Source organism: Streptomyces sp. NPDC085460 (genome assembly GCF_044541975.1).
GTDB lineage: Bacteria > Actinomycetota > Actinomycetes > Streptomycetales > Streptomycetaceae > Streptomyces.
Genome location: NZ_JBITTO010000004.1, coordinates 568,024 through 594,523, shown reverse-complemented (window position 1 = coordinate 594,523; position 26,500 = coordinate 568,024). Strand labels below are relative to the sequence as shown.

24 protein-coding genes, 1 rRNA gene, 1 pseudogene and 1 riboswitch are annotated in these 26,500 nt (G+C 72.7%); of the genes and pseudogenes, 18 read left to right on the top strand and 8 right to left on the bottom strand.

Annotation, left to right across the window (positions count from 1 at the left end):
• Positions 1-169: 169 nt before the first annotated feature.
• The 11 genes from rrf (at position 170) to ACIGHB_RS13760 (ending at position 10,865) form a co-directional block, all read left to right on the top strand.
• Positions 170-286: ribosomal RNA gene (gene rrf, locus ACIGHB_RS13810) — 5S ribosomal RNA — on the top strand.
• Positions 287-424: 138 nt separating this feature from the next.
• Complete coding sequence (locus ACIGHB_RS13805; protein ID WP_360318920.1) at positions 425-1,033, top strand: CDP-alcohol phosphatidyltransferase family protein; 609 nt, start codon at positions 425-427, stop codon at positions 1,031-1,033.
• 116 nt (positions 1,034-1,149) lie between these two features.
• Positions 1,150-3,645 carry a mannose-1-phosphate guanyltransferase gene (locus ACIGHB_RS13800; RefSeq protein WP_360318922.1) on the top strand — a complete coding sequence of 832 codons (2,496 nt, stop codon included), beginning with the start codon at positions 1,150-1,152 and terminating at the stop codon, positions 3,643-3,645.
• Positions 3,646-3,745: 100 nt separating this feature from the next.
• Positions 3,746-4,675, top strand: coding sequence for a DUF881 domain-containing protein (locus tag ACIGHB_RS13795; RefSeq protein ID WP_360318925.1), 930 nt, complete (start codon positions 3,746-3,748; stop codon positions 4,673-4,675).
• Positions 4,672-5,004, top strand: a complete 333-nt coding sequence (locus tag ACIGHB_RS13790; RefSeq protein ID WP_030492461.1) for a small basic family protein — start codon at positions 4,672-4,674, stop codon at positions 5,002-5,004. Before ACIGHB_RS13795 ends, ACIGHB_RS13790 begins: the two co-directional genes overlap by 4 nt.
• 5 nt (positions 5,005-5,009) lie before the next feature.
• Positions 5,010-5,933, top strand: a complete 924-nt coding sequence (locus ACIGHB_RS13785; protein ID WP_399912723.1) for a DUF881 domain-containing protein — start codon at positions 5,010-5,012, stop codon at positions 5,931-5,933.
• 81 nt (positions 5,934-6,014) lie between these two features.
• Positions 6,015-6,950, top strand: coding sequence for an FHA domain-containing protein (locus ACIGHB_RS13780; RefSeq protein WP_399912748.1), 936 nt, complete (start codon positions 6,015-6,017; stop codon positions 6,948-6,950).
• Positions 6,951-6,984: 34 nt separating this feature from the next.
• A complete protein-coding gene (locus ACIGHB_RS13775; RefSeq protein WP_360318930.1) occupies positions 6,985-7,743 on the top strand; it encodes a MerR family transcriptional regulator in 759 nt (252 codons plus the stop codon).
• Between the two features lie 124 nt (positions 7,744-7,867).
• Positions 7,868-8,335 (top strand): bifunctional nuclease family protein, encoded by a 468-nt coding sequence (locus ACIGHB_RS13770; protein ID WP_030492457.1) that lies wholly within the window; start codon positions 7,868-7,870, stop codon positions 8,333-8,335.
• A gap of 303 nt (positions 8,336-8,638) precedes the next feature.
• The gene (locus ACIGHB_RS13765) at positions 8,639-9,256 is read left to right on the top strand and encodes a MerR family transcriptional regulator (RefSeq protein ID WP_360318933.1); all 618 of its coding nucleotides are present in this window, start codon (positions 8,639-8,641) and stop codon (positions 9,254-9,256) included.
• 112 nt (positions 9,257-9,368) lie between these two features.
• Positions 9,369-10,865 (top strand): DNA polymerase IV, encoded by a 1,497-nt coding sequence (locus ACIGHB_RS13760; protein WP_399912718.1) that lies wholly within the window; start codon positions 9,369-9,371, stop codon positions 10,863-10,865.
• Positions 10,866-11,224: 359 nt separating this feature from the next.
• Here the strand turns inward: ACIGHB_RS13760 and ACIGHB_RS13755 are convergent, their stop codons facing one another.
• On the bottom strand, positions 11,225-11,593 hold the full coding sequence (locus ACIGHB_RS13755) for a PRC-barrel domain-containing protein (protein ID WP_360318939.1): 369 nt from the start codon (positions 11,591-11,593) through the stop codon (positions 11,225-11,227).
• Positions 11,594-11,706: 113 nt separating this feature from the next.
• A riboswitch (glycine riboswitch) is annotated at positions 11,707-11,806 on the top strand.
• A 179-nt stretch (positions 11,807-11,985) separates the two neighbouring features.
• Between ACIGHB_RS13755 and gcvP the strand changes: the two genes are divergently transcribed.
• The gene (gene gcvP / locus ACIGHB_RS13750) at positions 11,986-14,871 is read left to right on the top strand and encodes an aminomethyl-transferring glycine dehydrogenase (RefSeq protein WP_399912713.1); all 2,886 of its coding nucleotides are present in this window, start codon (positions 11,986-11,988) and stop codon (positions 14,869-14,871) included.
• Between the two features lie 69 nt (positions 14,872-14,940).
• On the opposite strand, the gene ACIGHB_RS13745 is transcribed toward gcvP, so the two are convergent.
• Positions 14,941-15,147: a DUF5999 family protein gene (locus tag ACIGHB_RS13745; RefSeq protein ID WP_360318943.1), complete on the bottom strand. Its 207-nt coding sequence runs from the start codon at positions 15,145-15,147 to the stop codon at positions 14,941-14,943.
• Between the two features lie 329 nt (positions 15,148-15,476).
• Complete coding sequence (locus ACIGHB_RS13740) at positions 15,477-16,073, bottom strand: hypothetical protein (RefSeq protein WP_360318982.1); 597 nt, start codon at positions 16,071-16,073, stop codon at positions 15,477-15,479.
• A gap of 511 nt (positions 16,074-16,584) precedes the next feature.
• Between ACIGHB_RS13740 and ACIGHB_RS13735 the strand changes: the two genes are divergently transcribed.
• A complete protein-coding gene (locus tag ACIGHB_RS13735) occupies positions 16,585-18,090 on the top strand; it encodes a glutamate-cysteine ligase family protein (protein WP_399912710.1) in 1,506 nt (501 codons plus the stop codon).
• A gap of 334 nt (positions 18,091-18,424) precedes the next feature.
• Positions 18,425-19,198, top strand: a complete 774-nt coding sequence (locus ACIGHB_RS13730) for a CPBP family intramembrane glutamic endopeptidase (RefSeq protein ID WP_399912707.1) — start codon at positions 18,425-18,427, stop codon at positions 19,196-19,198.
• A gap of 79 nt (positions 19,199-19,277) precedes the next feature.
• Here ACIGHB_RS13730 and ACIGHB_RS13725 read toward each other — a convergent pair whose 3' ends face one another.
• The gene (locus ACIGHB_RS13725; RefSeq protein WP_391085290.1) at positions 19,278-20,087 is read right to left on the bottom strand and encodes a PhzF family phenazine biosynthesis isomerase; all 810 of its coding nucleotides are present in this window, start codon (positions 20,085-20,087) and stop codon (positions 19,278-19,280) included.
• Between the two features lie 175 nt (positions 20,088-20,262).
• Here ACIGHB_RS13725 and ACIGHB_RS13720 point away from each other — a divergent pair, with 175 nt between their 5' ends.
• Positions 20,263-20,904 (top strand): PadR family transcriptional regulator, encoded by a 642-nt coding sequence (locus ACIGHB_RS13720; RefSeq protein ID WP_399912703.1) that lies wholly within the window; start codon positions 20,263-20,265, stop codon positions 20,902-20,904.
• Between the two features lie 73 nt (positions 20,905-20,977).
• Here the strand turns inward: ACIGHB_RS13720 and ACIGHB_RS13715 are convergent, their stop codons facing one another.
• Positions 20,978-21,406, bottom strand: coding sequence for an SRPBCC family protein (locus tag ACIGHB_RS13715; RefSeq protein ID WP_360318954.1), 429 nt, complete (start codon positions 21,404-21,406; stop codon positions 20,978-20,980).
• Positions 21,407-21,476: 70 nt separating this feature from the next.
• Entirely contained in the window at positions 21,477-21,698 is a 222-nt protein-coding gene (locus ACIGHB_RS13710; protein WP_399912700.1) for a hypothetical protein, read from the bottom strand.
• Between the two features lie 195 nt (positions 21,699-21,893).
• Between ACIGHB_RS13710 and ACIGHB_RS13705 the strand changes: the two are divergent.
• The 3 genes and pseudogenes from ACIGHB_RS13705 to ACIGHB_RS13695 form a co-directional block, all read left to right on the top strand.
• Positions 21,894-22,412, top strand: a pseudogene (locus ACIGHB_RS13705) (Clp protease N-terminal domain-containing protein); the annotation flags it as partial.
• A 367-nt stretch (positions 22,413-22,779) separates the two neighbouring features.
• A complete protein-coding gene (locus tag ACIGHB_RS13700) occupies positions 22,780-23,793 on the top strand; it encodes an EamA family transporter (RefSeq protein WP_399912697.1) in 1,014 nt (337 codons plus the stop codon).
• Positions 23,794-23,964: 171 nt separating this feature from the next.
• Positions 23,965-24,966: a DMT family transporter gene (locus ACIGHB_RS13695; protein WP_399912694.1), complete on the top strand. Its 1,002-nt coding sequence runs from the start codon at positions 23,965-23,967 to the stop codon at positions 24,964-24,966.
• Positions 24,967-24,987: 21 nt separating this feature from the next.
• On the opposite strand, the gene ACIGHB_RS13690 is transcribed toward ACIGHB_RS13695, so the two are convergent.
• Positions 24,988-25,635 carry an FMN-binding negative transcriptional regulator gene (locus tag ACIGHB_RS13690; protein WP_360318962.1) on the bottom strand — a complete coding sequence of 216 codons (648 nt, stop codon included), beginning with the start codon at positions 25,633-25,635 and terminating at the stop codon, positions 24,988-24,990.
• A gap of 10 nt (positions 25,636-25,645) precedes the next feature.
• Positions 25,646-26,479 (bottom strand): pyridoxamine 5'-phosphate oxidase family protein, encoded by an 834-nt coding sequence (locus ACIGHB_RS13685; protein ID WP_399912691.1) that lies wholly within the window; start codon positions 26,477-26,479, stop codon positions 25,646-25,648.
• Positions 26,480-26,500 lie beyond the last annotated feature (21 nt).

Here is a 26,500-nt window from a genome sequence, read left to right as displayed (position 1 = left end):
CGGATGTGGAAGCCCAGTAATGGGTGGAGCTGACCGGTACTAATAGGCCGAGGGCTTGTCCTCAGTTGCTCGCGTCCACTGTGTTAGTTCTGAAGCAACGAACAGTTGCTGGTTTCTTGAGCTAGAACACAACTACAGAGTGTGCTTGTTCGCTCGAAACCGATAGGGTTTCGGTGGTCATAGCGTTAGGGAAACGCCCGGTTACATTCCGAACCCGGAAGCTAAGCCTTTCAGCGCCGATGGTACTGCAGGGGGGACCCTGTGGGAGAGTAGGACGCCGCCGAACAATCATTGTGGGAAAGCCCCGCACCTTATGGTGCGGGGCTTTTCTGCGTTTACGAGGCCCCGGGTCCGGAAGGGGTGGGGACGAGAGGTAAGGTCAGGGGTCAACGCGTCCGTACCGTTCTCAGCAGGAGGCCCCCGGGTGGAGGTCCAGGAGACCGAGGTCCAGACGGACCGGGTCCTCACCATCCCCAACATTCTCAGCATGGCGCGTCTCCTCGGCGTGCCGCTGTTCCTGTGGCTCATCCTCCGGCCGGAGTTCGGCGGGCCCAACAGCGACGTCTGGGCGCTGCTCGTCCTGATGCTCAGCGGCGTCAGCGACTACCTCGACGGCAAGCTCGCGCGGAAGTGGAACCAGATCAGCAAGCTCGGCCGGCTGCTCGACCCCGCCGCCGACCGGCTGTACATCCTGTCCACGCTCGTCGGCCTCACCTGGCGCGAGATCCTGCCGCTGTGGCTGACCGCCGTCCTTTTGGCGCGCGAGGTCATGCTGCTGGTCATGGTGGGAATCCTCCGCCGGCACGGCTACCCGCCGCCGCAGGTGAACTTCCTCGGGAAAGCTGCGACTTTCAACCTCATGTACGCGTTCCCGTTGCTGCTTCTCAGTGACGGAACCGGCTGGCTGGCGTCACTCGCTGAAGTTTTCGGATGGGCTTTCGCCGGATGGGGTACAACTCTGTATTGGTGGGCAGGGATCCTCTACGTGGTCCAGGTCCGCCGACTCGTGAAGGCGGATACCGCGGCCGATTGAGCCCGTCCGTCCCGTGCCGTGCAGCGTCGCCGGCAGGAACGAGGACGTCCGAGGGCGAGTGAGCGGACAGGTTCGGTCGGCAGGACCGTCGTCTCTTCAAGGAGGACGCTTCCGACATGAAGGCCGTCGTGATGGCCGGTGGCGAAGGAACACGCCTTCGCCCCATGACCTCGAGCATGCCCAAGCCTCTTCTGCCGGTGGTGAACCGGCCGATCATGGAGCACGTCCTGCGACTGCTCAAGAGGCACGGTCTCAACGAGACCGTCGTCACCGTCCAGTTCCTCGCCTCCCTCGTCCGGAATTACTTCGGCGACGGCGAGGAGCTCGGAATGGAGCTCACCTACGCCAACGAGGAGAAGCCTCTTGGCACAGCGGGCAGTGTGAAGAACGCCGAGGAAGCGTTGAAGGACGACGCCTTCCTCGTGATCTCGGGGGATGCCCTCACCGATTTCGACCTCACCGACCTGATCCGATTCCACAAGGAGAAGGGCGCACTCGTCACCGTCTGTCTGACGCGCGTGCCGAATCCACTGGAATTCGGCATCACGATCGTCGACGAAGAAGGACAGGTCGAGCGCTTTCTGGAGAAGCCGACCTGGGGACAGGTCTTCTCCGACACCGTGAACACGGGCATCTACGTCATGGAGCCCGAAGTTTTCGACTACGTCGAAGCCGATGTACCGGTCGACTGGTCCGGGGACGTCTTCCCGCAGCTGATGAAGGAAGGCAAGCCGATCTACGGCTATGTCGCCGAGGGCTACTGGGAGGACGTCGGCACCCACGAGAGCTACGTCAAGGCGCAGGCCGACGTGCTGGAGGGCAAGGTCCAGGTCGACATCGACGGCTTCGAGATCTCGCCCGGCGTCTGGGTCGCCGAAGGGGCCGAGGTCCACCCCGACGCGGTGCTGCGCGGACCGCTCTTCATCGGTGACTACGCCAAGGTCGAGGCCGGCGCCGAGATCCGCGAGCACACCGTCGTCGGCTCCAACGTCGTCGTGAAGAGCGGCGCCTTCCTCCACAAGGCGGTCGTCCACGACAACGTGTACATCGGGCAGCAGAGCAACCTGCGCGGCTGTGTCATCGGCAAGAACACCGACGTCATGCGGGCGGCCCGGATCGAGGACGGGGCCGTCATCGGCGACGAGTGCATGATCGGTGAGGAATCGATTGTGCAGGGCAATGTCCGGGTCTACCCGTTCAAGACCATCGAGGCCGGCGCGTTCGTCAACACCTCGGTGATCTGGGAGTCCCGCGGACAGGCCCACCTCTTCGGAGCGCGCGGGGTGTCCGGCATCCTCAACGTCGAGATCACGCCGGAGCTGGCCGTCCGGCTCGCGGGGGCGTACGCGACGACGCTGAAGAAGGGCGCCACCGTCACCACCGCCCGCGACCACTCGCGCGGTGCGCGAGCCCTCAAGCGGGCCGTGATCTCCGCGCTCCAGGCCAGCGCCATCGACGTGCGGGACCTGGAGAACGTGCCGCTGCCCGTCGCCCGGCAGCAGACCGCGCGGGGGAGCGCTGGCGGGATCATGGTGCGTACCTCGCCCGGTGTGCCGGACTCGGTCGACATCATGTTCTTCGACGAGCGGGGCGCGGACCTGTCGCAGGCCAGGCAGCGGAAGCTGGACCGGGTGTACGCGCGGCAGGAGTACCGGCGTGCGTTCCCGGGCGAGATCGGGGACCTGTCCTTCCCGGCGAGCGTCTTCGACTCGTACACCGGCTCCCTGCTGCGGAACGTCGACACCGGCGGGATCGCGGAGGCCGGGCTCAAGGTGGTCGTGGACGCGTCCAACGGCAGCGCGGGCCTCGTCCTGCCGAGCCTGCTCGGGCGGCTCCAGGTGGACTCGCTGACCATCAACCCGGGACTCGACGAGTCGCGGCCGACGGAGTCCGCCGAGCGGCGGCGGGCCGGGCTCGTCCGGCTCGGGGAGATCGTGGCGTCGGCGCGGGCCGCGTTCGGCGTGCGGTTCGACCCGGTGGGCGAGCGGCTGTCGCTCGTCGACGAGCGGGGCCGGATCATCGAGGACGACCGGGCGCTGCTGGTGATGCTCGACCTGGTGGCGGCCGAGCGGCGGTCCGGGCGGGTCGCGCTGCCGGTCACCACGACCCGTATCGCCGAGCAGGTGGCGGCGTACCACGGCACCCAGGTCGAGTGGACGACCACCTCGCCCGACGACCTCACCCGGGTCGGCCGGCAGGATTCGACGATCTTCGGCGGCGACGGGCGCGGCGGGTTCATCGTGCCCGAGTTCAGCAGCGTCTTCGACGGGGCAGCGGCCTTCGTGCGGCTCATCGGTCTGGTGGCGCGGACGCAGCTCACGCTCAGCCAGATCGACGCGCGGATCCCGCGGGCGCACGTCATCAAGCGGGACATCGCGACGCCGTGGGCGGTGAAGGGGCTCGTGATGCGGCGGGTGGTCGAGGCGGCCGGCAGCAGGTCGGTGGACACCACCGACGGCGTGCGGGTCGTGGAGGCCGACGGGCGGTGGGTGATGGTGCTGCCGGACCCGGCCGAGGCCGTCACCCATCTGTGGGCCGAGGGGCCCGACGACACCTCCGCGCAGGCGCTGCTCGACGAGTGGGCGCGGGTGGTCGAGAGCGCAGGTCGCTGACCAGATGACGGGCGGGGGCCGGGCGGCGGCGGGACGGAGCCGCCCGGCCTTTCGTGGGGCCATTCGGCGGTAGGGCGTGCGACGTGCGACGATGTGCGGCATGTCGCAGCAGCCCCCCGTTCGGAGCACCGGTTCTCCGCCTCCGCGTCCGGACGCGTCGATGTCGCTGCTGAACAACGTGATGGACCACGCGCTGGACGACGGGTACGCGGAGGCGACCGCCCGGCGCGCGGCCGAGGGCGGTGCCCTTCCGAAGCCGCTGCGGGCCAAGCTCGGTCTCGCGGCCGGACTGGTGCTGGCCGCCGCCGTGGTGACCGTCGGCGCGGCCGAGGCGCGGATCTCGGCCCCCGTCGTCGCCAAGGAGCGGCAGGAGCTCATCGACCGGATCGAGGGTGAGAACGAGGCGGCCGACGGGCTGGAGCGGGACGTCGAGCGGATCCGCGCCGAGGTCGGTGACCGGCAGCGGGCGGCGCTCCAGGAGCACGGCGGTGACCAGGGCGAACTGGTCGCGCTGCTGTCCGGTGCCACGCCCGTGCAGGGGCCCGGGGTGAAGCTCGTGGTCGACGACGCCAAGGGTTCCGACAGCGGGGGAGGCGGGCCGCGCGAGAGCGCCGGCTTCTCCGACACCGGGCGGGTGCGGGACCGCGACATGCAGCGGGTGATCAACGGGCTGTGGGAGTCCGGCGCCGAGGCCGTGTCGATCAACGGACAGCGGCTGACCTCGCTCTCCGCGATCCGGGCCGCGGGCGACGCCATACTCGTCGACAACCGGCCGCTCGTGCCGCCGTACACCGTGCTCGCCGTCGGCGACGGCCAGCGGCTGAACACCGCTTTCCAGGACAGCGCGGACGGGCAGTACCTGCACGCGCTGGTGGAGAACTTCGGGATCCGCAGCAGCATCTCGGTCGAGGGCGCGCTGAGCCTTCCGGCCGCGCCGAGCCTGATCGTACGTACAGCTGAGCCGCTGGGGGCCGGGGCGGCGACGCCGACCGGCCGGGCCACGGCCGACAAGGGGAAGGCAACATCGTGATCGCCGTACTGGGCCTGATCGTCGGAGTCGTGGCCGGACTGCTGGTCCGGCCCGAGATTCCGGCGGTCGTCGAGCCCTATCTCCCGATCGCCGTGGTCGCCGCCCTCGACGCGGTCTTCGGCGGCCTGCGGGCCATGCTCGACGGGATCTTCGTCGACAAGGTCTTCGTCGTCTCCTTCCTCTCCAACGTGGTCGTGGCCGCGCTGATCGTCTTCCTCGGCGACAAGCTCGGCGTCGGCGCGCAGCTCTCCACCGGTGTCGTCGTCGTGCTCGGCATCCGGATCTTCTCCAACGCGGCCGCGATCCGCCGCCATGTCTTCCGGGCGTGAGGCCGATGAGTGTGAACCCGAACGAGCAGCCCGGACCGGGTGGCGAGGAGCCGAAGGCCGCGGAGGCGCCGCAGCCGGCCGGGCAGCGGGAGACGCCGGAGGCCCCGGCGGCCTTGCCCGGGCCCATGCCCGCGTCCGTGGAGGGCGGTGAGAGCGCTCCCGAGGGGGCTGTGTCCTCCCCGGAGGCCGCGGCCGGTGCCGGGGGCGCGCCGGACGGGCGGCGGCGCCTGGCGGACGCCCTGTGGCCGCCGCGGGTGACGCGGGCCCAGCTCGTGGTGGCACTGCTCCTGGCCTGTCTCGGTTTCGGCCTCGCCATCCAGGTCTCCTCCACCAGCGAGGGCAGCGCGCTGCGCGGGGCCCGGCAGGAGGACCTCGTACGGATCCTCGACGAGCTCGACGACCGCACGCAGCGCCTGGAGGACGAGAAGGCGCGGCTCGAGAAGCAGCGGTCGGAGCTGGAGTCCAGCTCGGACCAGGCCGAGGAGGCCCGCCGCCAGACGCAGGAGAAGGAGCGGCAGCTCGGGATCCTGGCCGGCACGGTGGCCGCCGAGGGCCCCGGCATCACGCTGACCGTGACCGACCCGGTCGGGGCGGTCGAGTCCGACATGCTGCTCGACGCCATCCAGGAGCTGCGCGCGGCCGGTGCCGAGGCGATCCAGGTCGACGGTGTGCGGGTGGTGGCCAACAGTTATTTCACCGGCGGCGGTGATGACATGCGGATCGATGGAACGCAGGTGACCGCTCCGTACGTCTTCAAGGTCATCGGCAAGCCCGAGGATCTCGAGCCCGCGCTCAACATCCCCGGTGGCGTCGTGCAGACCCTGGAGAAGGAGCAGGCCACGGCCACGGTGGAGCGGTCGGCGAAGATCGTCGTCGACGCCTTGCGACCCGCGAAGCGGCCTGACTACGCTCGGTCGTCCTCCCCGTGAGAGAGGGGGTGGGGGGTCCCGCGACATGGGCTGGAGCGTTGCGGGGGGTCGGCGCACCACAACGGTGGTGCGTGGTGGAAACTGTCCGGAGGATACGGACGTTGTGAAGGTGTCCGGGTCGGCAGGTGTGATGGATCTCGGTTCGTCCTGCCCCACGGGCGGGTCTGTTTCGGTCAAGGGGAATCGCCCGTGAAGTTGTTTGCGAAGTTGTTCGGCAAGAGCGCACGCGAGGACGGCGGCAACGCCAGGCACCGCGCGCCGCGCCACGCCCAGAGCGAGGAGCAGGGCGGCGAGCGCCCGCTCTTCCGTGACGAGGTCGGTGGCGACATTCCGGGCGCGCAGGGCGCGTCGTCTGTTGACCACGCCGGTGCCGCGCGCATAGGTTTCGGTGAACCATCAACCTCAAGTACGGGTGGAGGGTTCAACCCCGATCCGTACGCGACCCAGACCTCCGCGGGGCAGCCGCGGCAGGAGGACGCGTCCATGCCGGTGTGTACGAGGTGCGGTCGCCGCAACGCGGCGGACAGCCGTTTCTGCTCCCACTGCGGTACGCCGCTGCGGGGCGGGATCGCCGCCGAGCGTCCCTCCGAGACGACGTCGACCATCTCGATCTCCGGTCTTGAGGCGTACGACGCGGAGACCACCGGTCAGATCGCGATCCCGGCGCTGTCCCCCGAGGCCCTCGCGGCCGTGGAGGCGCTGCCGCCGGGCTCCGCTCTGCTCGTGGTGCGCCGCGGTCCGAACTCGGGCAGCCGCTTCCTGCTGGACGGCGAGCTGACGACGGCCGGCCGACACCCGCAGAGCGACATCTTCCTGGACGACTTCACGGTCTCCCGGAGGCACGTCGAGTTCCGCCGGGGCCAGGACGGGCGGTTCACCGTCGCCGACGTCGGCAGCCTCAACGGCACCTACCTCAACCGTGAGCCGATCGACTCCGTCGTGGTGCTGAACAACGGCGACGAGGTGCAGATCGGCAAGTACCGGCTGGTCTTCTACGCGAGCCAGCGAGGCGTCTGACACACGCCTGGCGGAGATCCTTCAGGAAAGGTCCATGGTGCGAACACCGATGGGCGGTGCCGGCTCCGGCACCGCCACCGCGGGCGACCGGCTGGTGAGTATCGGCACCGTGCTGAACCAGCTGCGGGACGAGTTTCCCGAAGTGACGATCTCCAAGATCCGCTTCCTGGAGGCCGAGGGGCTCGTCGAGCCCCGTCGTACGGCCTCCGGGTACCGGAAGTTCAGCCCGCAGGACGTGGAGCGGCTCGCCGCCGTCCTGCGGATGCAGCGTGACCACTATCTTCCGCTGAAGGTCATCAGGGAGCATCTCGACGCCCTCGCCCGCGGCGAGCAGGTGACGCTGCCCGCGCCCGGACGGCGGCGTGATCTGCTGGACGGGCTGCTCGACCCGCCCGCGGACGGCGAGAGCGGGGACCGGCCGACCGCCGCGCGCCTCGGCCGCGCGGAGCTGGTCGCCGCGGCCGGGGTCACCGAGGTCGAGCTGGCGGAGTGGGAGTCGTACGGCCTGATCGGCGAGAGCGAGGGCGGCGGCTACGACGCGGAGACCGTGAACGTGGCCCGGATCGTCGCCGACCTGGGGCGCTTCGGCCTCGAACCCCGGCATCTGCGCGCCGTGAAGGCGTCCGCGGACCGGGAGGCCGGGCTGATCGAGCAGGTGGTGGCGCCGCTGCGCCGGCATCGCAACCCCCAGACCAGGGCCCACGCCGAGGAGACGGCGGCCGAGCTGGCGCAGCTGTCGGTGCGGCTGCACGCCGCGCTGGTGCAGACGGCCCTCGGGATCCGCCTCCAGTGACCCTTCGGTGACGTTCTCCGGCGGCTCCCCGGCGGGGCGCGGAGGGGGTTCCGGGGCGGGCCGCGGGGGCGCCGGCCGGGGGCCCGACTATCCAAACCGGTCGGGCACGTCCTAGGGTTGCTGTGTGAACGAGCTCGACGTTGTGGGTGTCCGGGTGGAAATGCCCTCCAACCAGCCGATCGTGCTCCTGCGTGAGGTGGGGGGCGACCGGTACCTGCCCATCTGGATCGGACCCGGCGAGGCGACCGCGATCGCCTTCGCCCAGCAGGGCATGGCGCCGCCCAGGCCGCTGACGCACGACCTGTTCAAGGACGTGCTGGAGGCCGTGGGCCAGGAGCTCACCCAGGTGCGCATCACCGATCTGCGGGACGGGGTGTTCTACGCCGAGCTGGTCTTCGCCAGCGGCGTGGAGGTGAGCGCGAGGCCGTCGGACGCGATAGCCCTGGCCTTGCGGACCGGTTCGCCGATCTTCGGCAGCGACGGGGTCCTCGACGACGCCGGCATCGCGATCCCCGACGAGCAGGAGGACGAGGTGGAGAAGTTCCGCGAGTTCCTCGACCAGATCTCGCCCGAGGACTTCGGGAGCCAGTGACCCGCGGCCGGTCGGTGCCGGTGAGCCGTCGGTGCCGGTGAGCGGTGCCGGTGACCGGTAGGAGGCGGCGGAGGCCGGTCGGTGCCGGTGAGCGGTCGGTGCCGGGCGCGGGGCGGGTGAGGGCGCGGAGGGGGCGACCGGAGAGCGCTGTCGGCGCATTCGAGTAGCCTTTCCCCGGAGTGGGATACGTGAAACCACTCTCTGGGTGATTATCACTCGGCGTGCCGAGTGTGGCGATCGTTGACGCACCCCGAGCGACTGCCTACCTTCGAGTGGGCAGGTCAAGGACGGAGGGTCGGCGTGATGAGCAGCGCGGACGGTACGGCAGGGAGCTCGCTCGGACGCGTGTCCGAGGAGAGCGGTCCGTATCCGCTTCACGGCAGTGTGGGCGACTTCGGTACGGAGACGAGCGCCGGGCCGGCGGACGAGGCGATCGGCTATCGCGGTCCGACGGCCTGCGCCGCCGCCGGCATCACCTACCGCCAGCTGGACTACTGGGCGCGCACCGGGCTCGTCGAGCCGAGCGTGCGGCCCGCGTACGGCTCGGGGACGCAGCGGCTCTACAGCTTCCGGGACGTCGTCGTCCTGAAGATCGTCAAGCGGTTCCTGGACACGGGCGTCGCCCTCCAGAACATCCGGGCCGCCGTGCAGCACCTGCGCGCCCGGGGCTTCCGCGACCTGGAGCGGATGACGCTGATGAGCGATGGTGCGACCGTCTACGAGTGCTCCTCGCCCGACGAGGTCGTCTCCCTGCTCCAGGGCGGGCAGGGCGTCTTCGGCATCGCGGTGGGGGTCGTCTGGCGGGACGTCGAGTCGGCGCTGTCCCAGCTGCACGGAGAGCGTGTGGACACCGGGGAGACGCTGGTCCGGCACAACCCGCAGGACGAGCTGGCCCGGCGGCGGCGCGACCGGGCCGTCTGAGGCCGTCCCGGATGCTTCATCCCGGCGGTCCTCCGCGCAGGGTAACCCCCGGCCGGTGCGGGCCCGTCGCCCGTACGGGCGATTGTCAGTGGCGTGAGGCAGCATCGGAGACGTGAGAGCCGCCCCCACGATCCTGCATCTGGACATGGATGCCTTCTTCGCCGCGGCCGAGCAGGCGTCGAAGCCGAGCCTGCGCGGCAAACCGGTCGTCGTGGGCGGGCTCGGGCCGCGCGGGGTGGTCGCCACGGCCTCGTACGAGGCGCGGCGCTTCGGGGTGCACTCGGCGATGCCGATGGGGCAGGCGAGGCGGCTCGCGCCCAACGCCGCGTACCTGGTGCCGCGCTTCGCCTTCTACCGGGCGATCAGCGGGCAGGTCATGGAGCTCCTGGGGCGGCTTTCGCCGCTGGTGGAGCCGCTCAGTCTCGACGAGGCGTTCGTGGACCTGGAGGCCGGCGGGCTGGCGGACGACAGCGCGGGCGCGCGGGCCGTGGGGGAGCGGCTGCGGGCCGAGATCCTGGCGACGACGGGGCTGACCGGATCGGTGGGGCTCGCCGGGTCGAAGATGCTCGCGAAGATCGCCTCGGAGGAGGCGAAGCCGGACGGGCTCGTGCTGTACGAGCCGGGCACCGAGCGGGCGCTGCTCGCGCCCCGGTCGGTGCGGATCATCCCGGGGGTGGGGCCGGCCACCGGGGACCATCTGCGGCGGGCCGGGATCACGACGGTCGCGGACGTGGTGGAGGCCGGCGAGGACGAGCTCGTACGGATCCTCGGGCGGTCGCACGGGGCCTCGCTGTACCGGATGGCGCTCGGGCACGACGACCGGCCCGTGGTGGCCGAGCGGGACGCCAAGTCGGTCTCCGTCGAGGACACCTTCGACATCGACCTGCACGACCGGCTGCGGATCCGGCTGGAGGTGGAGCGGCTGGCGGAGCGGTGCGTGGCGCGGCTGCGGGGCTCGGGGCACTCGGGGCGGACGATCGTGCTGAAGGTGCGCCGGTTCGACTTCTCGACGCTGACCCGGTCCGAGACCCTGCGCGGGCCGACGGACGATCCGCTGGTGGTGCGGGAGGCGGCGGAGCGGCTCCTCGAACTGGTGGACACCACGGGCGGGGTGCGGCTCCTCGGGGTCGGGGTGAGCGGGCTCGCCGACTACACGCAGGAGGACCTGTTCGCCCAGGCGGAGGCGGAGGCGGAAGCGGGGGCCGGGGCGGACTCCTCCGGCACGGCGGCGGAGGAGGCGGGGCGGGGGGCCGCCGGGGAAGCCGCCGGGCCGCCGGGGGCCGGGGACGCGGCGGCGGACGGCGTGGCCGGGCCGGGGACGGCCGTGGAGGCCGTCGTACGCCGGTGGGCGCCCGGGCACGACGTGCGGCACGCGGTACTGGGCGCCGGCTGGGTGCAGGGCAGCGGGCTCGGGCGGGTCACCGTCCGGTTCGAGGAGCCCGGCAGTACGGCACCGGGGCGGGTGCGGACCTTCGCGGTGGACGATCCCGAGCTGGAGCCGTCGGATCCGCTGCCGCTGGTGCCCGGCGGCGTCACGGGGGCGGAGGGAGCGGACGCCCCGGCGGCCCGCGCCGGTGCCGGTTCGGTGGGTGAGGTGGGCGCCGCGTGACGTGTCCGGCGGCGGGCGCGCGGCCGGCGTGGCCGGGCGCGTGCGCCGGGCTGGGCGGATGGGCGCGGGCAGGTGCCCCGATCAGTGGTCCCGCGCCGGTCGGGAGCGCCGCGGAGGCCGTCCGGTGCGAAACCGGCCCCGGAGATCGGAAGTCGGTCAGGCCCGGAGTCGGCCGGGTGGATCGGAATCCGGCCGTTCCGGAGTCGATCCGGCGGGAAAGAAGGCGGACGGGGCCCGACCGGACAGGGCGGAAGGCCGTACGCGCGGCCCGACCGGGCAATACGGAAGGCCCTGCCCCCGGCCCGACCGGGCAAGGGGCAAGGCGGAAGGCCCGTGCGCCGTAACCCGGAGGCGGGGCCCTACGCTGCGTCGTCCTGGCCGGCCAGGCGGCCGAAGTCGGGGATCGCGTCCGGCGGCGGGAGGGTCAGCTCGTAGTGGCGGTAGAGCTGGAGCTCCTGCTCGGGGGAGAGGTGACGGCCCACGCCGAAGTCCGGGGCGTCCTTGATCAGGGAGCGCTCGAAGGGGATGTGGAGACCGTCGTCGGCCAGCTCGCTCGGCTCCAGCGGGACGAACGCGTCCCGGCTGAACAGGCCGGTGCGGACGGCTGCCCACTCGGGCACGCCGGTCGCGTCGTCCAGGTACACCTCGTCCACGGTTCCGATCTTGTGCCCGTTCCGGTCGTACGCCTTGCGGCCGATCAGGCTGCGCGGATCGATGTCGGTCTGCACGGTCCCTCCAACTGGTCGCAACTGCTCTACACCCCTACGAAAGTGCACATCTGGGATGTCGGCCACTTGAGCGATGCGGGCGACAACCGCGCTGGTAGGCTGGCTGTGGCTGTCGACACCGTGCGGGAGAGTCCTCCGGAGAAGGTTTCCGGGGGCGCCGAAGGAGCAAATCCTCCCCGGAATCTCTCAGGCACCCGGTACCGCGCGGGCGAGGTCACTCTGGAAAGCAGGGCGGGAGTCCGACGGCATCCGCTCTCACCGACGGTGAAAGCCGGCGTGCCCACGGGCGTGCCGGTGAAGCTCTCAGGTTGAGATGACAGAGGGGGAGGCCGTCCGGGCACCCGCGCCGTGGTGCCCCTCGCAGGTCGTGACGACCAGGAGGCCCCCGCATCATGACCGCCAACCGCACCCCGCTCTCCGAGCTCGAGCAGGGCATCCCCTTCGAGCAGCGGCACATCGGACCCGACGCCGAGGCGCGGGCCAAGATGCTCGCCCAGGTCGGCTACGGCTCGCTCGACGAGCTGACCGCCGCCGCGGTACCGGACGTCATCAAGAACGCCGACGCGCTGGACCTGCCGGGAGCCCGCACCGAGGCCGAGGTCCTCGCCGAGCTGCGCGCGCTCGCCGGCCGCAACGAGGTCCTCGCCCCGATGATCGGCCTCGGCTACTACGGCACCTTCACCCCGCCGGTCATCCTCCGCAACGTCATGGAGAACCCGGCCTGGTACACGGCGTACACGCCCTACCAGCCGGAGATCTCGCAGGGCCGCCTGGAGGCGCTGCTCAACTTCCAGACGATGGTCGCCGACCTCACCGGTCTGCCGACCTCCGGCGCCTCCCTCCTCGACGAGGGCACCGCCGCCGCCGAGGCCATGGCGCTCTCCCGCCGCGTCGGCAAGGTCAAGAACGGCGTGTTCCTGATCGACGCCGACACCCTGCCGCAGACCATCGCCGTCATCGAGACGCGCGCCGAGCCGACCGGTGTCGAGGTCGTCGTCGCCGACCTGAGCGAGGGCATCCCGGCCGAGATCGCCGAGCGCGGGGTCTTCGGCGTCCTCCTCCAGTACCCGGGCGCCTCGGGTGCCGTCCGCGACATCAAGCCGCTGATCGACCGCGCCCACGAGCTCGGCGCGATCGTCACCGTCGCCGCCGACCTGCTCGCCCTCACGCTGCTCGTCTCGCCCGGCTCGCTCGGCGCCGACATCGCCGTCGGCACCACCCAGCGCTTCGGCGTCCCGATGGGCTTCGGCGGCCCGCACGCCGGCTACATGGCCGTCCAGGACAAGCACGCCCGCTCCCTTCCCGGCCGCCTCGTCGGCGTCTCCGTCGACGCCGACGGAAACAAGGCGTACCGCCTCGCACTCCAGACCCGCGAGCAGCACATCCGCCGCGAGAAGGCCACCAGCAACATCTGCACCGCGCAGGTGCTCCTCGCCGTGATGGCCGGCATGTACGCCGTCTACCACGGTCCGGACGGTCTCAAGCAGATCGCCCAGCGCACCCACCGGTACGCGGCGATCCTCGCCGCCGGTCTGACCGCCGGGGGCGTCGAGCTCACCCAGGGCGCGTTCTTCGACACGATCACCGCCCGCGTCCCCGGCCGCGCCGACGCCGTCGTCGCCGCCGCCCGCGAGGCCGGCGTCAACCTGTACCGGGCGGACGCCGACCACGTCTCGGTCTCCTGCGACGAGACCACCGGCCGCGCCCAGCTCGCCGCCGTCTGGGGCGCCTTCGGCGTCGACGCGGACGTGGAGGCCCTGGACGCCGCCACCGAGGACGGCCTTCCCGCGGGACTGCTGCGCTCCGACGCGTACCTGACCCACCCGGTCTTCCACGCGCACCGCTCCGAGACCTCGATGCTGCGCTACCTGCGCCGCCTCTCGGACCGCGACTACGCGCTCGACCGCGGCATGATCCCGCTCGGCTCCTGCACCATGAAGCTGAACGCGACCACCGAGATGGAGCCGGTGACCTGGCCCGAGTTCGGCCAGATGCACCCCTTCGCGCCGATCGACCAGGCCCAGGGCTACGCCACGCTCATCACCGAGCTGGAGGAGCGTCTGGCCGAGGTCACCGGCTACGACAAGGTCTCGATCCAGCCCAACGCCGGGTCGCAGGGCGAGCTGGCCGGACTCCTCGCGGTCCGCGCCTACCACCGCGCCAACGGCGACGAGCAGCGCACCGTCTGCCTCATCCCGTCCTCCGCGCACGGCACCAACGCCGCCTCCGCCGTGATGGCCGGCATGAAGGTCGTCGTCGTCAAGACCGCGGAGGACGGCGAGGTCGACGTCGAGGACCTGCGCGCCAAGATCGCGCAGCACCGCGACGAGCTCTCCGTGCTGATGATCACCTACCCGTCGACGCACGGCGTCTTCGAGGAGCACGTCGCCGACATCTGCGCCGAGGTCCACGAGGCCGGCGGCCAGGTGTACGTCGACGGCGCCAACCTCAACGCCCTGGTCGGCCTCGCCAAGCCGGGCCACTTCGGCGGCGACGTCTCGCACCTCAACCTGCACAAGACCTTCTGCATCCCGCACGGCGGCGGCGGCCCGGGTGTCGGCCCGGTCGGCGTCCGCGCCCACCTCGCCCCGTACCTGCCGAACCACCCGCTCCAGCCCACCGCGGGCCCGGAGACCGGCGTCGGCCCCATCTCGGCCGCCCCGTGGGGCTCCGCCGGCATCCTGCCGATCTCCTGGAGCTACGTCCGCCTGATGGGCGGCGAGGGCCTCAAGCGCGCCACCCAGGTCGCCGTCCTCGCGGCGAACTACATCGCCAAGCGCCTGGAGCCGCACTACCCGGTGCTGTACACCGGCCCGGCCGGGCTCGTCGCCCACGAGTGCATCGTGGACCTGCGCCCGCTGACCAAGGCCACCGGCGTCTCCGTCGACGACATCGCCAAGCGCCTGATCGACTACGGCTTCCACGCGCCGACCATGTCCTTCCCGGTCGCCGGCACGCTGATGATCGAGCCGACCGAGTCCGAGGACCTGGCCGAGCTGGACCGTTTCTGCGACACGATGATCGCGATCCGTGCCGAGATCGAGAAGGTCGCCTCCGGCGAGTGGCCCGCCGAGGACAACCCGCTGGCGAACGCCCCGCACACGGCGGCGGCGCTCGGCGGCGAGTGGACCCACGCCTACGACCGTGACGTGGCGGTCTTCCCCGCCGGCGTCTCGGCCGCCGACAAGTACTGGCCGCCGGTCCGCCGCATCGACGGCGCCTTCGGCGACCGGAACCTGGTCTGCTCCTGCCCGCCGCTGGACGAGTACGACCACTGACCGCAGGCATGACAGAGGGCCGGTCCGGAGTCTCCTCCGGGCCGGCCCTCGGCCGTGCCCGAGCGGCGGTCAGGCCGCCGTCGTCACCCGGCCCGTCGTGAGCGGCCGGTGCGGAGCGATGATCTGCCCGTCCGGCAGCAGTTCGCCGGTGTCCTCGAAGAGCAGGACACCGTTGCACAGCAGGCTCCAGCCCTGCTCCGGGTGGCACGCCACAGGATGGGCGGCCTCGCGGTCGGCGGAGTCGGCGGTGGGACAGGCAGGCTGGTGCTCGCACATGGGTGGGTTCTTTCGCTGCGTCGTGGTGGATGTCCTGCGGCTCGTCGCGCTCATGGCCGCCCCCGTCGGTCGGTTCGGTTCCGGTCCCCAGTCTTGCCGCACGGACGGTCTTCCGCAGGTATTTCGCGTCAGCTCGTCCTCTCCTGGGAAGACGCATCACCCGCAGGGGCGGTTCAGGTCAACACCCCCGCTATTTCGGGTGGTTCGGGATGGCCCGAGCGGGCTAGTCCGTACGGGAGGGGTGTTCGGCGACGGCGTTCGGGCACGGTTTCCGGACAGCAGTGCGCCCCGTGACCCGGTCGGGTCACGGGGCGGTGCGCGGGGCCGGATCAGGCGGGCGCGGGCGCCGCGGAGCCGAGCAGCGGCGGCGGCGCGAGCCGGGTGCTGAGCACGGGCAGCAGATCCGCCACCCGGTAGGGGCGGTTGGCGGCGATGCCGGGCGGCGCCGGGGCGAGCGGCACGAGGACGTCGGCGGACTCGGCCGCCGGGTCGGCGCCGTCCGGGTCCGGCTCGGCGTGCAGCCACAGCGTCAGCATGTACAGCTCCGGCACCGAGAGCAGCCGCGGCTCGTACGTGCCCGGCAGCGCCTCGGCCTGGACCAGGGCGCGTTCCGTGGCGGCGACGTACGGCCCCTCGAAGAAGTGCGAGAAGGACCAGCCGTCCGGGGTGAGCATGGTGTCCGCGGCGGCGATCGCCCGGTCCCCGCTCCGGATCAGGAACCGCCAGCCGACGAGTCGGGTGCCGGGCGCCTGCCCCGGCGCCTCGGAGATCCTCAGCACATGGACGGGCAGCGGGAGTTCGGGGCTCAGCGGCCCCGGCGCGGCCCGCAGGGCCGGGGTGCGGGCCTCGCGGACGGCCGTGGGCGAGCCGAGTGCAGCGAGGACGCTGCGGAGGGCGGGCGCGGGGGCCGGGGAGGGTCGGAGCATCGTGTGGGTCGCCTCTCGCTCAGGAGACACGGGGATACGGGAACGCACGGCCAAGGGACTGGTACGACGGCGCTGTCGGCGGCGGGGGCGGAGCGGGGGGCCATGGGTCATGGCCGTCGCCGGCGCTCTGCCTCGTCCGCGGAGTTTATACGACACGTGTTCACAGAGTGTTTCCGCTAGACGCCGCCGATATTCCTGACAAGACCTCATCAGGCCGCGTGCGGTGGATCGTGGAGCGGAATCGGAGCGAAGACAGGATCTCCGTCCTCGCATTCCCCGGCAAGCCGGACGTCAGAATTCCGAAAGTCGTGCCGCCCGCACCGGCAGGGCAATATGACAGTGGTATATGTCGTCAGCCGGTCCGGAGGTGGAGGGCCGTGCGCGCGGCGGCAGGTTCGTACCAGACTATCCGCGGAGCGGCCGGAAACGCAGGCGTTGTCGATCAGTGGCGTGGGCATCATCGTCCGTACGCGCGGCCCGCCCGGGCCGCCCACGCGGGAGGTACGCCTCGATGGGGGAGAAGGTCGCGACGGACGGCTTCGGCCCGGCCGACCGGCAGCGCTACCGGCGCAAGCTCCAGCAGTGTCTGGCGGGGCTCGCCCGGCTCCTCGCGGAGCAGCGGTTCGACCGTCCGCGGAACCTCATGGGCGTCGAGATCGAACTCAATCTCACAGGTTCCGACGGACTCCCGCGGATGTTGAACGACGCCGTCCTCGAAAAGATCGCCAGCGCTGATTTCCAGACCGAACTCGGAATGTTCAACCTGGAAGTGAACATCGCTCCGCGGCGGCTCGGGGGCCGGGTTTTCGACCGGCTCGCGGAAGAGCTGAGAACCGGCCTGGGATATGCCGACCGCAAGGCGGCCGAAGTCGACGCCGGCGTCGTCATGATCGGCATACTGCCGACCCTCTCGCAGCGCGATCTCGTCTTCGAGAACCTTTCCGCCGCCGACCGCTACGCCCTGCTCAACGACCAGATCCTGGTCGCCCGCGGGGAACACATCACCGTCGACATCCAGGGCGTCGAACGGCTCCGGCACACCGCGGAGTCGATCATCGCGGAGGCCGCCTGCACGTCGGTCCAGCTGCACCTCCAGGTCACCCCGGCCCGCTTCGCCTCCGTCTGGAACGCGGCCCAGGCCGTCGCCGGCGTGCAGATAGCCCTGGGCGCCAACTCGCCCTTCGTCTTCGGCCGCGAGGTGTGGCGCGAGTCCCGTCCGCCGCTCTTCCAGCAGGCGACCGACACCCGCCCGCCGGAGCTCCAGTCGCAGGGGGTGCGGCCGCGCACCTGGTTCGGCGAGCGGTGGGTGGACTCGGTGTACGACCTCTTCGAGGAGAACGTGCGCTACTTCCCCTCGCTGCTGCCGCTCTGCGACGAGGAGGACCCGCTGCGGGTCCTCGACGACGGCGGGGTGCCGCAGCTCAAGGAGCTCGTCCTGCACAACGGCACCGTCTACCGCTGGAACCGGCCGGTCTACGGCTGGATGGACGGCGTCCCGCACCTGCGGGTGGAGAACCGGGTGCTGCCCGCGGGGCCCACGGTCACGGACGTCCTCGCCAACGCCGCCTTCTACTACGGGCTCGTCCGCTCGCTCGCCGACGACCCGCGCCCGGTCTGGAAGCGGATGGCGTTCGAGGACGCCGAGGCCAACTTCGACACCGCGTGCCGGTACGGCATCGAGGCGGAGCTGCGCTGGCCCCGGCCGGGCCGCGCGGGCGGGACGGCGGTGCTGCCCGCGGTACGCCTCGTCCTCGACGAGCTGCTGCCGCTGGCCGCGGCGGGGCTCGACGCCTGGCACGTCGACCCGGCGGACCGCGACTTCTACCTGGGCGTCATCGAGCAGCGGTGCCGGCGCCGGGCCAACGGCGCGTCCTGGCAGGCCGACACCTTCCACCGGGCCCTGGAGTCCGGCCTCGACCGGGACGCGGCCCTGGCGGCGACGACCCGCCGGTACCGCGAGCTGATGCTGGAGGGCGAGCCGGTGCACACCTGGGCGGTGGGGGCCGAGGGCGCCTGAGACGGCGCCGGGCGAGGGCCTGGAGGGCGTGCCGGGCGGGGGCTGGAGGGGCGGGCGTGCCTGGTAGGGCCTGGAGGGGCGTGTCGGGCGGGGCCTGGAGGGCGCTCCGGGTGGGGCCTGGAGAGGCGGCGTGCCGGGCGGGGGCTTGGACGGCGCTCCGAGCGGTGGGGCCTGGACGGCGCTCCGGGTGGGGCCTGGGCGGCGTTCCCGGCGGGGCCTGGATGGCGTTCTGGGTGGGCCGTCGCGGATGATCGTCGTACGGGGGACCCGCCGGTGGTCCCCGAGACGGTCGTGACGGGAACGGGAGCCGGGCGTGGTGTCGGAACAAAGGGTCGTGGACACGGCCCCGGGCGGTCTCTCGCGGCGGGTGCTGGGCTCCGAGACGCTCATCGTGCTCGCGCTCTCGCTCGGCGCGAGCGCGGTCTCCTCGCTCATCAGCTTCATCGGCTCCCTGACCCGGCCCGGCGCCCTCAAGGAACAGGCCGCCAACCTCAACGGGTCGTACGCCCCCGACCGCCCCTGGCTCGACCTCGCCTGGCAGCTCTTCGGCATCGCCACGGCCCTCGTGCCCGTGGTCCTCGTGGCGCACCTGCTGCTGCGGGAGGGGGCCGGGCTCAGGGCCATCGGCTTCGACCGGACCAGGCCGTGGCCGGACCTCGGGCGCGGGACGCTCGTCGCCGCCGGGATCGGCAGCGCCGGCCTCGCCTTCTACCTGGTGGCACAGGCGTCGGGCTTCAACCTCACGGTCGTCCCCGAGTCGCTGCCGGACGTGTGGTGGAAGTACCCCGTCCTGATCCTCTCGGCGATCCAGAACTCCGTCCTGGAGGAGGTCATCGTCGTCGGCTATCTGCTGCGCCGCCTCGGCCAGTTGGGCTGGTCGCCGATGGCCGCGCTGGTCGCGAGCTCGGTGCTGCGTGGCTCGTACCACCTGTACCAGGGCATCGGCGGCTTCATCGGCAACATGGTGATGGGCGTCGTCTTCGTGCTGCTCTACCGGCGCTGGGGGCGGGTCGGGCCGCTGGTGGTCGCCCACGCGCTGCTCGACATCGTGGCCTTCGTCGGATACGGGCTGCTGGCGGGGAAGGTGGACTGGCTGCCGACGGTGTGAGTCCGTGAGGGGGCGGTGAGGGGCGTACGGCATCGGTGCCGTACGCCCCTTCGTCGTACCGGAGCGGCGGCCGACGGCGTCAGGCGTGCAGGTCGCCGTCGATCACCGTCACCGCGTGGCCGGTCAGGAGGGTGCGGTCGCCGCGCAGGCGGGTGCGCACCAGACCGGTACGGGCCCCGCCCTGGAAGCCGGTGAGCTCGTCGCGGCCGAGGCGGGCCGACCAGTACGGCGCGAGCGCGGTGTGGGCGCTGCCGGTGACCGGGTCCTCGTCGATGCCGACGGCGGGGAAGAAGCCGCGCGAGACGAAGTCGTAGCCCAGGCCGGGGTCGGCGGCGAGGGCGGTCGCGATCACGCCGCGCGAGGAGTGGGCCTTGAGGGCGGCGTGGTCGGGGGCGAGGCCCCGGACGGTGGCCTCGTCGCGCAGTTCGACCACCAGGTCGCCGATGTGGGCGGCGGTGTCGTGGACGGCCAGGATCTCGGCGCCGAGCGCCTTCGCCAGGCCGTCCGGTGCCGGCACGGGGGTGAGCGAGGAGGTCGGGAAGTCCATGGTGATGCCGCCGTCCGCCTCGGTGACGGCCCCGAGGACGCCCGAGCGGGTGGCGAAGCGGACCGGGCCGGTCGCGGCGCCGGTGGTGTGCAGGACGTGGGCGGTGGCGAGGGTGGCGTGGCCGCACATGTCGACCTCGGTGGTCGGCGTGAACCAGCGCAACGCCCAGTCGGCCTCGCCGCCGGCGGGCAGCGGGTGCGCGAAGGCGGTCTCGGACAGGTTGACCTCGGCGGCCACCGCACGCAGCCAGGCGTCGTCCGGGAAGGAGTCGAGGAGGAGGACCCCGGCGGGGTTGCCCGAGAAGGGCCGGTCGGTGAAGGCGTCGACGATTCGGATGCGCATGTGCCGGACCGTACCGGGGGCCGGTGGGGGAGGGCCAAGGCCAATCCGGGACCGGCGGCCCCCGGAGGCCGTACGAGGGGTGGGGCAGTCGGTGGGTTGCTCACCGAACAGTTCCGATATATCGTTGAGGCATCGCGACAGTTCGACGATGTCATCTCACGAAAGGAGCGTTGCGATGCGTTCACATGGACACGACCACGGACACGAATTCGGTCACGGGCACGGCCCCGGTGCCGGGCGCGGGAACTGCGGGCCCGGACCGCGGGGCGACTTCGAGGGACGGCGTGCCGCCTTCGGGCCCTTCGGCCCCGGTTTCGGCGGCGGGCCCGGTTTCGGCGGCGGCCCCTTCGGGCGCGGCCGGGGCGGCGGCCGGGGACGGGCGCGGCGCGGTGACGTGCGCGCCTCGATCCTGGCGCTGCTGAAGGACCGCCCGATGCACGGCTACGAGATGATCCAGGAGATCGGCGAGCGCAGCGGCGGGGCGTGGAAGCCCAGCCCCGGCTCGGTCTACCCGACCCTCCAGATGCTGGAGGACGAGGGGCTGATCGTCAGCGCGAGCGAGGGCGGCAAGAAGCTCTTCTCGCTCACCGACGCCGGTCGCGAGGAGGCCGAGGCCGGTGCCGAGGCCCCTTGGGAGGAGGTCGGCCGCGGCGTCGACTGGGAGGCCATGAACGAGGTCCGGCAGGCCGGTTTCGGTCTGATGGAGGCGTTCGGGCAGGTCTGGAAGACCGGCAGCGCCGAGCAGCGGCAGAAGGCCGTCGGGGTCATCAACGAGGCCCGGAAGAAGCTGTATCTGATCCTCGCCGACGAGCACTGAGGCGCGGTGGGGACAGGGGAAGGGCCCCGGTGGCACACGCCACCGGGGCCCTTCCGCGTTCCGGGTGCCCGGCTCAGCCGACCAGGCCGGCGAGCTTGCGCAGCGACTCGTTGAGCGCCGCCGTCGCGGAGTCCTTCAGCTTCCCGGCCATCAGGGAGACCGCCGCTCCGGTGAAATCGCCGTCGATGCGGACCGTGGTCGCCCCGCCTTCGTCGGCGAGCGAGTAGCGGGTGCCGACGATCACGCCCATCGGGCCCTTGCCGCGGATGGCGAGGGTCCGGCCGTCCTCCAGCTCCTCGACGGTCCACAGCACCTCGGCCGGGAATCCCATGAGCTTCATGTTCTCGGTGAACGTGGAGCCGGCGGCCAGGGTCTCGGGACCGCCGTTCGGGAAGCTGGTGTGGGTGGCGTTCCACTCGCCGTACGAACCGAAGTCGGTGAGGCGTTCCCACACCTTCCCGGCCGGTGCCTCGATCCGTGCCTCCGCGCTGACTTCGGCCATGACGACCACCCCTTCACGCGTGCCCGCTGGGTTCTGGTGTCGCGGAACGTAGCCGGAGGGGCGTGAACATTCAATACTGATGAACCGTCAGTTCTGCGGCGGCCGGGCCCGTACCGCCGATCCACCAGATCTCGGCGGCGTCGAAGGAGTCCGACACGCGCGGGCCGCCGTCCTCCTCGTGCCGGTGGAACGCGGCCCAGAACAGATCGCCCGGCAGCGCCTCCCGGGGGGCGTACACCCGGTACACGAACTGCCGGCCGTCACCCGCGGCCAGGCCCACCATCCAGAACACACAAGGAGGACGCCCGGCACCGGCACATGGTTGCGTTCCGGGCGCGAGGCAAGGCGGCGCGCGCCCCGTACGGGAAATCGTCCGGATCTCCTCCCCGAGGAGGAGGGGCCGCGCGCGGGCGCACGACTCGGGTGGGACGCGGACATGGTTCTCCCGTGGGATGACCCGTGCGGGCGCGGCTGGTGAGGTGGGAGGGTGCACCCTCCCGTCCCGTCGCGCTCCGCCCGGCCCTCGGCCCACGCCGACCCCGCGCCGCTCCTCGCCACCGTGCTCGGCGCCGCCCGCCGCCGGGCCCTGCGGGACGGCGACCGCCAGGTGGACACCGCCCATCTGCTGCACGCCCTCGTCGAGTCCGACCCCGAGACCCGCGCCGCGTTCGACGGCGAACCACGGGTCGCCCGGGTCCTCGGCTACCTGGTCCAGCGTTCGATCGGATACGGGCTCCGCTGGCAGCGGTCCGGCGAGGGCGGGGGAGCCCCGGTCCCGCTGCCCGCCGTACGGGCCGAGGAAGGGACGCGGCGCCGCACCTCCCGCTGGTCCCCGGCGGCCGCGGCGGCCCTGGAGGAGGCGCTGCGGCGCGCCGCAGCCCGGGGGGAGCAGCAGCCCCGGGGGCTCGACCTGCTGGCCGGACTCGCCGCGGACCCGGGCAGCCGGGCCGGCGAGGTGCTGCGGCACGCCGGGATCGACCCGCCGGTGCTGCGCGCCCGGGCCGCGGCGCTCGCCTCCGGCCTCGCGCCGGCGAGTGGTGCCGCCGTCCTCGACGGGGATCCGGTGGGAGGGGCTGGGGGGACGGGGGGGCAGGTGGGGGCTGTGGAGACTGGGGGGACGGTGGGAAAGGCGGGGGCTGCGGAGACTGTGGGTCCTGTGGGGCCTGCGGAGACTGTCGGGCAGGCGGGGTAGGCAGGGTAGGCGGGGCAGGCGGGGCACGCGGGGCACGTAGGGCAGGTGGGGGCGGCGGGGCGGTTCGGGGCGGTGGACGCGGAGCGCTGAGTTCCGCCCCGGCGAGGGGGCTTCGGGGGCCGTCGTCTCAACAGGTGCGACGGGGGTTACACGCCTGACCGGGTCCTGACATGATGGCCCGATGCACGCGTCTCAGGGGAGAAGCGCCGGCCTGGGACTCGCCCTGGCCTCGGCCTTCGCATTCGGTGGTTCGGGAGTGGCGGCCAAGCCGCTGATCGAGGCGGGCCTCGATCCGCTCCATGTCGTCTGGCTCCGGGTCGCCGGCGCGGCGCTCGTCATGCTGCCCGTGGCCTGGCGCCACCGGGACCTGCTGCGCCGCAAGCCCGGCCTGCTCCTCGGCTTCGGCCTGCTCGCCGTGGCCGGCGTCCAGGCGTTCTACTTCGCCTCGATCTCCCGGATCCCCGTCGGCGTCGCCCTCCTCATCGAGTACCTCGCCCCCGCGCTGGTCCTCGGCTGGGTCCGCTTCGTACAGCGCCGGCCGGTCACCCGCGCCGCCGCCCTGGGCGTGGTGCTCGCCGTCGGCGGTCTCGCCTGCGTCGTGCAGGTCTGGTCGGGGCTGAGCTTCGACCTCCTCGGACTGCTCCTCGCGCTCGCCGCCGCCTGCTGCCAGGTCGGCTACTTCGTCCTCTCCGACCAGGGCTCCGACGAGGCCGAACCGGCGGATCCGCTCGGCGTCATCGCGTACGGACTGCTCATCGGCGCGCTGGTGCTCACGCTCGTCGCCCGCCCGTGGGGCATGGACACGGACGTGTTGGCCGGGACGGCCGACCTCGACGGGACCTCCGTACCGGCCTGGCTGCTGCTCGGCTGGATCATCCTGATCGCCACCGTCCTCGCGTACGTCACCGGCGTCGTCTCGGTGCGACGGCTCTCGCCGCAGGTCGCCGGGGTCGTCGCCTGCCTCGAGGCGGTCGTCGCGACCGTCCTCGCCTGGGTGCTGCTCGGCGAGCACCTGGAGGCGCCGCAGCTCATCGGCGGCGCGCTCGTCCTCGTCGGCGCCTTCATCGCCCAGTCCACCGCGCCGAAGCCGGCGTCGGAGGGGCCCGTCGCGGGCTCCGACGGCGGGGGCGGGGGCGGGGCCCCGGTGGCGGGCCATGGGGAGGCGAGGGAGGAGCTGTCGGGCGGTCGGTCCTAGGACGGCGGCGGCTTTCGCCGCTCCCGCCGTCTCTCACCGGCCTCGCTGTTCCAGTCGTTTCTCATCGGCCCTCGCTGTTCCAGTCGTTTCTCATCGGCCCCGCTGTTCCAGCCGTCCCTCACCGGACTCTCGCTGTCGCTGTCGTTCTCACCGTCCTCACGGAGCGTCCACGTGCCGAAGCCGCCGTCCGGCGCCGCGCTGCCCGTCGGGCGGGGTCTCGGCTACCTCGCCGTCGCGGGCATCGCCTGGGGCACCGCCGGGGCCGCCGGTTCCCTGGTGTTCCGGAGCAGCGACATGGGCCCCCTCGCCCTCTCCTTCTGGCGGTGCGCCGGCGGGCTCCTGCTGCTCCTCGTCGTCCCGGCGCTGCGATCACCGCGACGGCCGGGGCGGCGGGCCAGCGCGTCCGCCGGCCCGGCCGTCGCCGAGCCGCGCCGGACCCGGCTGATCCGGATCGTCGGCACCGGGGTCGGGCTCGCGGTCTTCCAGACCGCCTACTTCGCCGCCGTCGAGTCCACCGGGCTCGCCGTCGGCACCCTCGTCGCCCTCGGCGCGGGGCCCGTCCTCATCGCCGTCGGTGCCCGCCTCACCATGGGCGAGCGCCTCGGCCCCGGCGGGTTCGCCGCGGTCGTCGGCGCGCTCGCCGGGCTCGCCGTCCTCGTCCTGGGCGGCGGGGGAGCCGAGGTGCGGCCGGCGGGTGTCGGGTACGGCGTGCTCTCCGCCGCCGGGCTCGCCTCCTTCACCCTGCTCACCCGGTGGCTGGGCCGCACCGGCGCCGGCGCGGCCGGCTCGCTCGCGAGCACCGCGTGGACCTTCGGCGTCTCGGCGGTCGTCGTGCTGCCCCTGGCCGTCGCCGAGGGGCTGCTGCCGCACACGGACGACGCCGTGCGGCTGCTGCTCCTGCTGCTGTACGTGGCGGCGATCCCGACGGCCCTCGCCTACGCCCTCTACTTCGCCGGGGCCGCGGTCGTGCGGGCCGCCACCGTCTCCGTGATCATGCTCCTGGAGCCGGTCAGCGCGGCCCTCCTCGCCGTCACCCTCCTCGGCGAGGAGCTGACGGCGACGGCCGTCCTCGGGACCGTCCTGCTGCTCGCCGCCGTCACCGGACTCGCCCTGGCGGAGGCCCGGACGGCGGCGGCCGGGCGGCGGGAGCGCGCGGAGCCCGCGGCGGCGTAGGCGGTCAGGCGGCGTAGGCGGTTAGGACGCGCCGGTCAGCCTGCGGAGCTGGTGGGCGCGGGCGGCGAGGTCGCCGGGCCCGGCCCGCTCGGCGAGCCGGTCCGCGATCCTCTCCTGCGTCGCGACGGGTTTGTTGCCCGCGTACTTGAACTTCGCCCGTACCTCCGTCACCTCCAGGACCAGCCCCCGGATCCCGGGGAGCAGCCGGCCGAACGGGGCCTCGCCGGGGGCGACCCGGGCGGTCCCGCCGTCCGGCTGGAAGTGGGCGACCTGGCGGTTCAGCAGCTCGGCCTTCTCCTCCGGGTCGTCCACCACGCGCGCGGCGCACCGCAGCTGCACCGCCGCGTAGTACGAGGTCGGGGTCCCGTGCTCGGCGGGCGCGCCCTCGGGCGCCGTCCAGGGGCCGGGGGCGTACACGTAGTCGTCGACGACGCTGAGCAGCACCCGCGGATCGGCCTCCAGGGCGCGCCACAGCGGGTTGGGGCGGGCGAGGTGGAGGAGGACGCGGCCGTACGGGCCCGGCTCCGCCTCGTAGCGGAAGTGCGCGGGCTGGACCCAGGGCGGGTCGCCGGGCAGGCCGTTGACGGCGAGCTGGCCGAAGTCGTGGCGGGCGAGCCACGTGCGCCACTCGGTGTCGTCGGTGGCGGCGTCCCAGGGATGGATGAGCATGCCGGCCCCCTCAGCGCGCGGTGAGGTAGGCGGGCAGGGCGATCGACGGGTCCAGGTCCGCCGCCGGGACCGGGAGACCGGTGTGCGGGGCGACCGGGACCACGCCCGCCCAGTGCGGCAGCGCAAGGTCCTCGGCGTCGTCGTTCGGGCCCGCGTCGCGGACCTTGGCGGAGACCTCCTCCAGGTCGAGCCGGAGGACGGCGGTGGCGGCCAGCTCCTTGGCGTTCGCGGGCCGCGAGTCGGCGGCGCGGCCGGGGACGACCTGGTCGACGAGCGCGTCGAGGGCGGTGCGCAGCTCCTCGGGGTCGGTGACCTGGTGCGCGGTGCCGTGGACGACGACCGAGCGGTAGTTGAGCGAGTGGTGGAACGCGGAGCGGGCGAGGACCAGGCCGTCGACGTGGGTGACGGTGAGGCAGACCGGCAGCCCGGGAGCTTCGGGGCGGTCCGGGCTGGTGGCGGTGGCGTCGGTGCCGGCGCCGGCGGGGGCCGCGGGGGCGCGCTTGGGGTGGGCGGCCATGCGGAGCGGCCGGGAGCCGGTGGAGCCGTGGACGTACAGCCGCTCGCCGATCCGGCCGTAGAGGGTGGGCAGCACGACCGGTGCGCCGTCCCGTATGAAGCCCAGGTGGCAGACGTACCCCTCGTCGAGGATCGCGTGGACGAGCGCCCGGTCGTACGAGGCGCGCTGCCGGGCGCGCGTGGGCACGGTCCGGTCGGTGGGCGTGTACTCCGGGGAGGCTTCGGCGGAGGGCCGGCCCTCGGTCCGGTCGGCGGGGGAGCGGTCCGCGCTGCGGTCGGCGGGGGCTCGGTCCGCCAGGTGTTCGGTGGCGGTGGTCGTGGTGTTCATGGCGGGTCCCCTTGCCCTCTC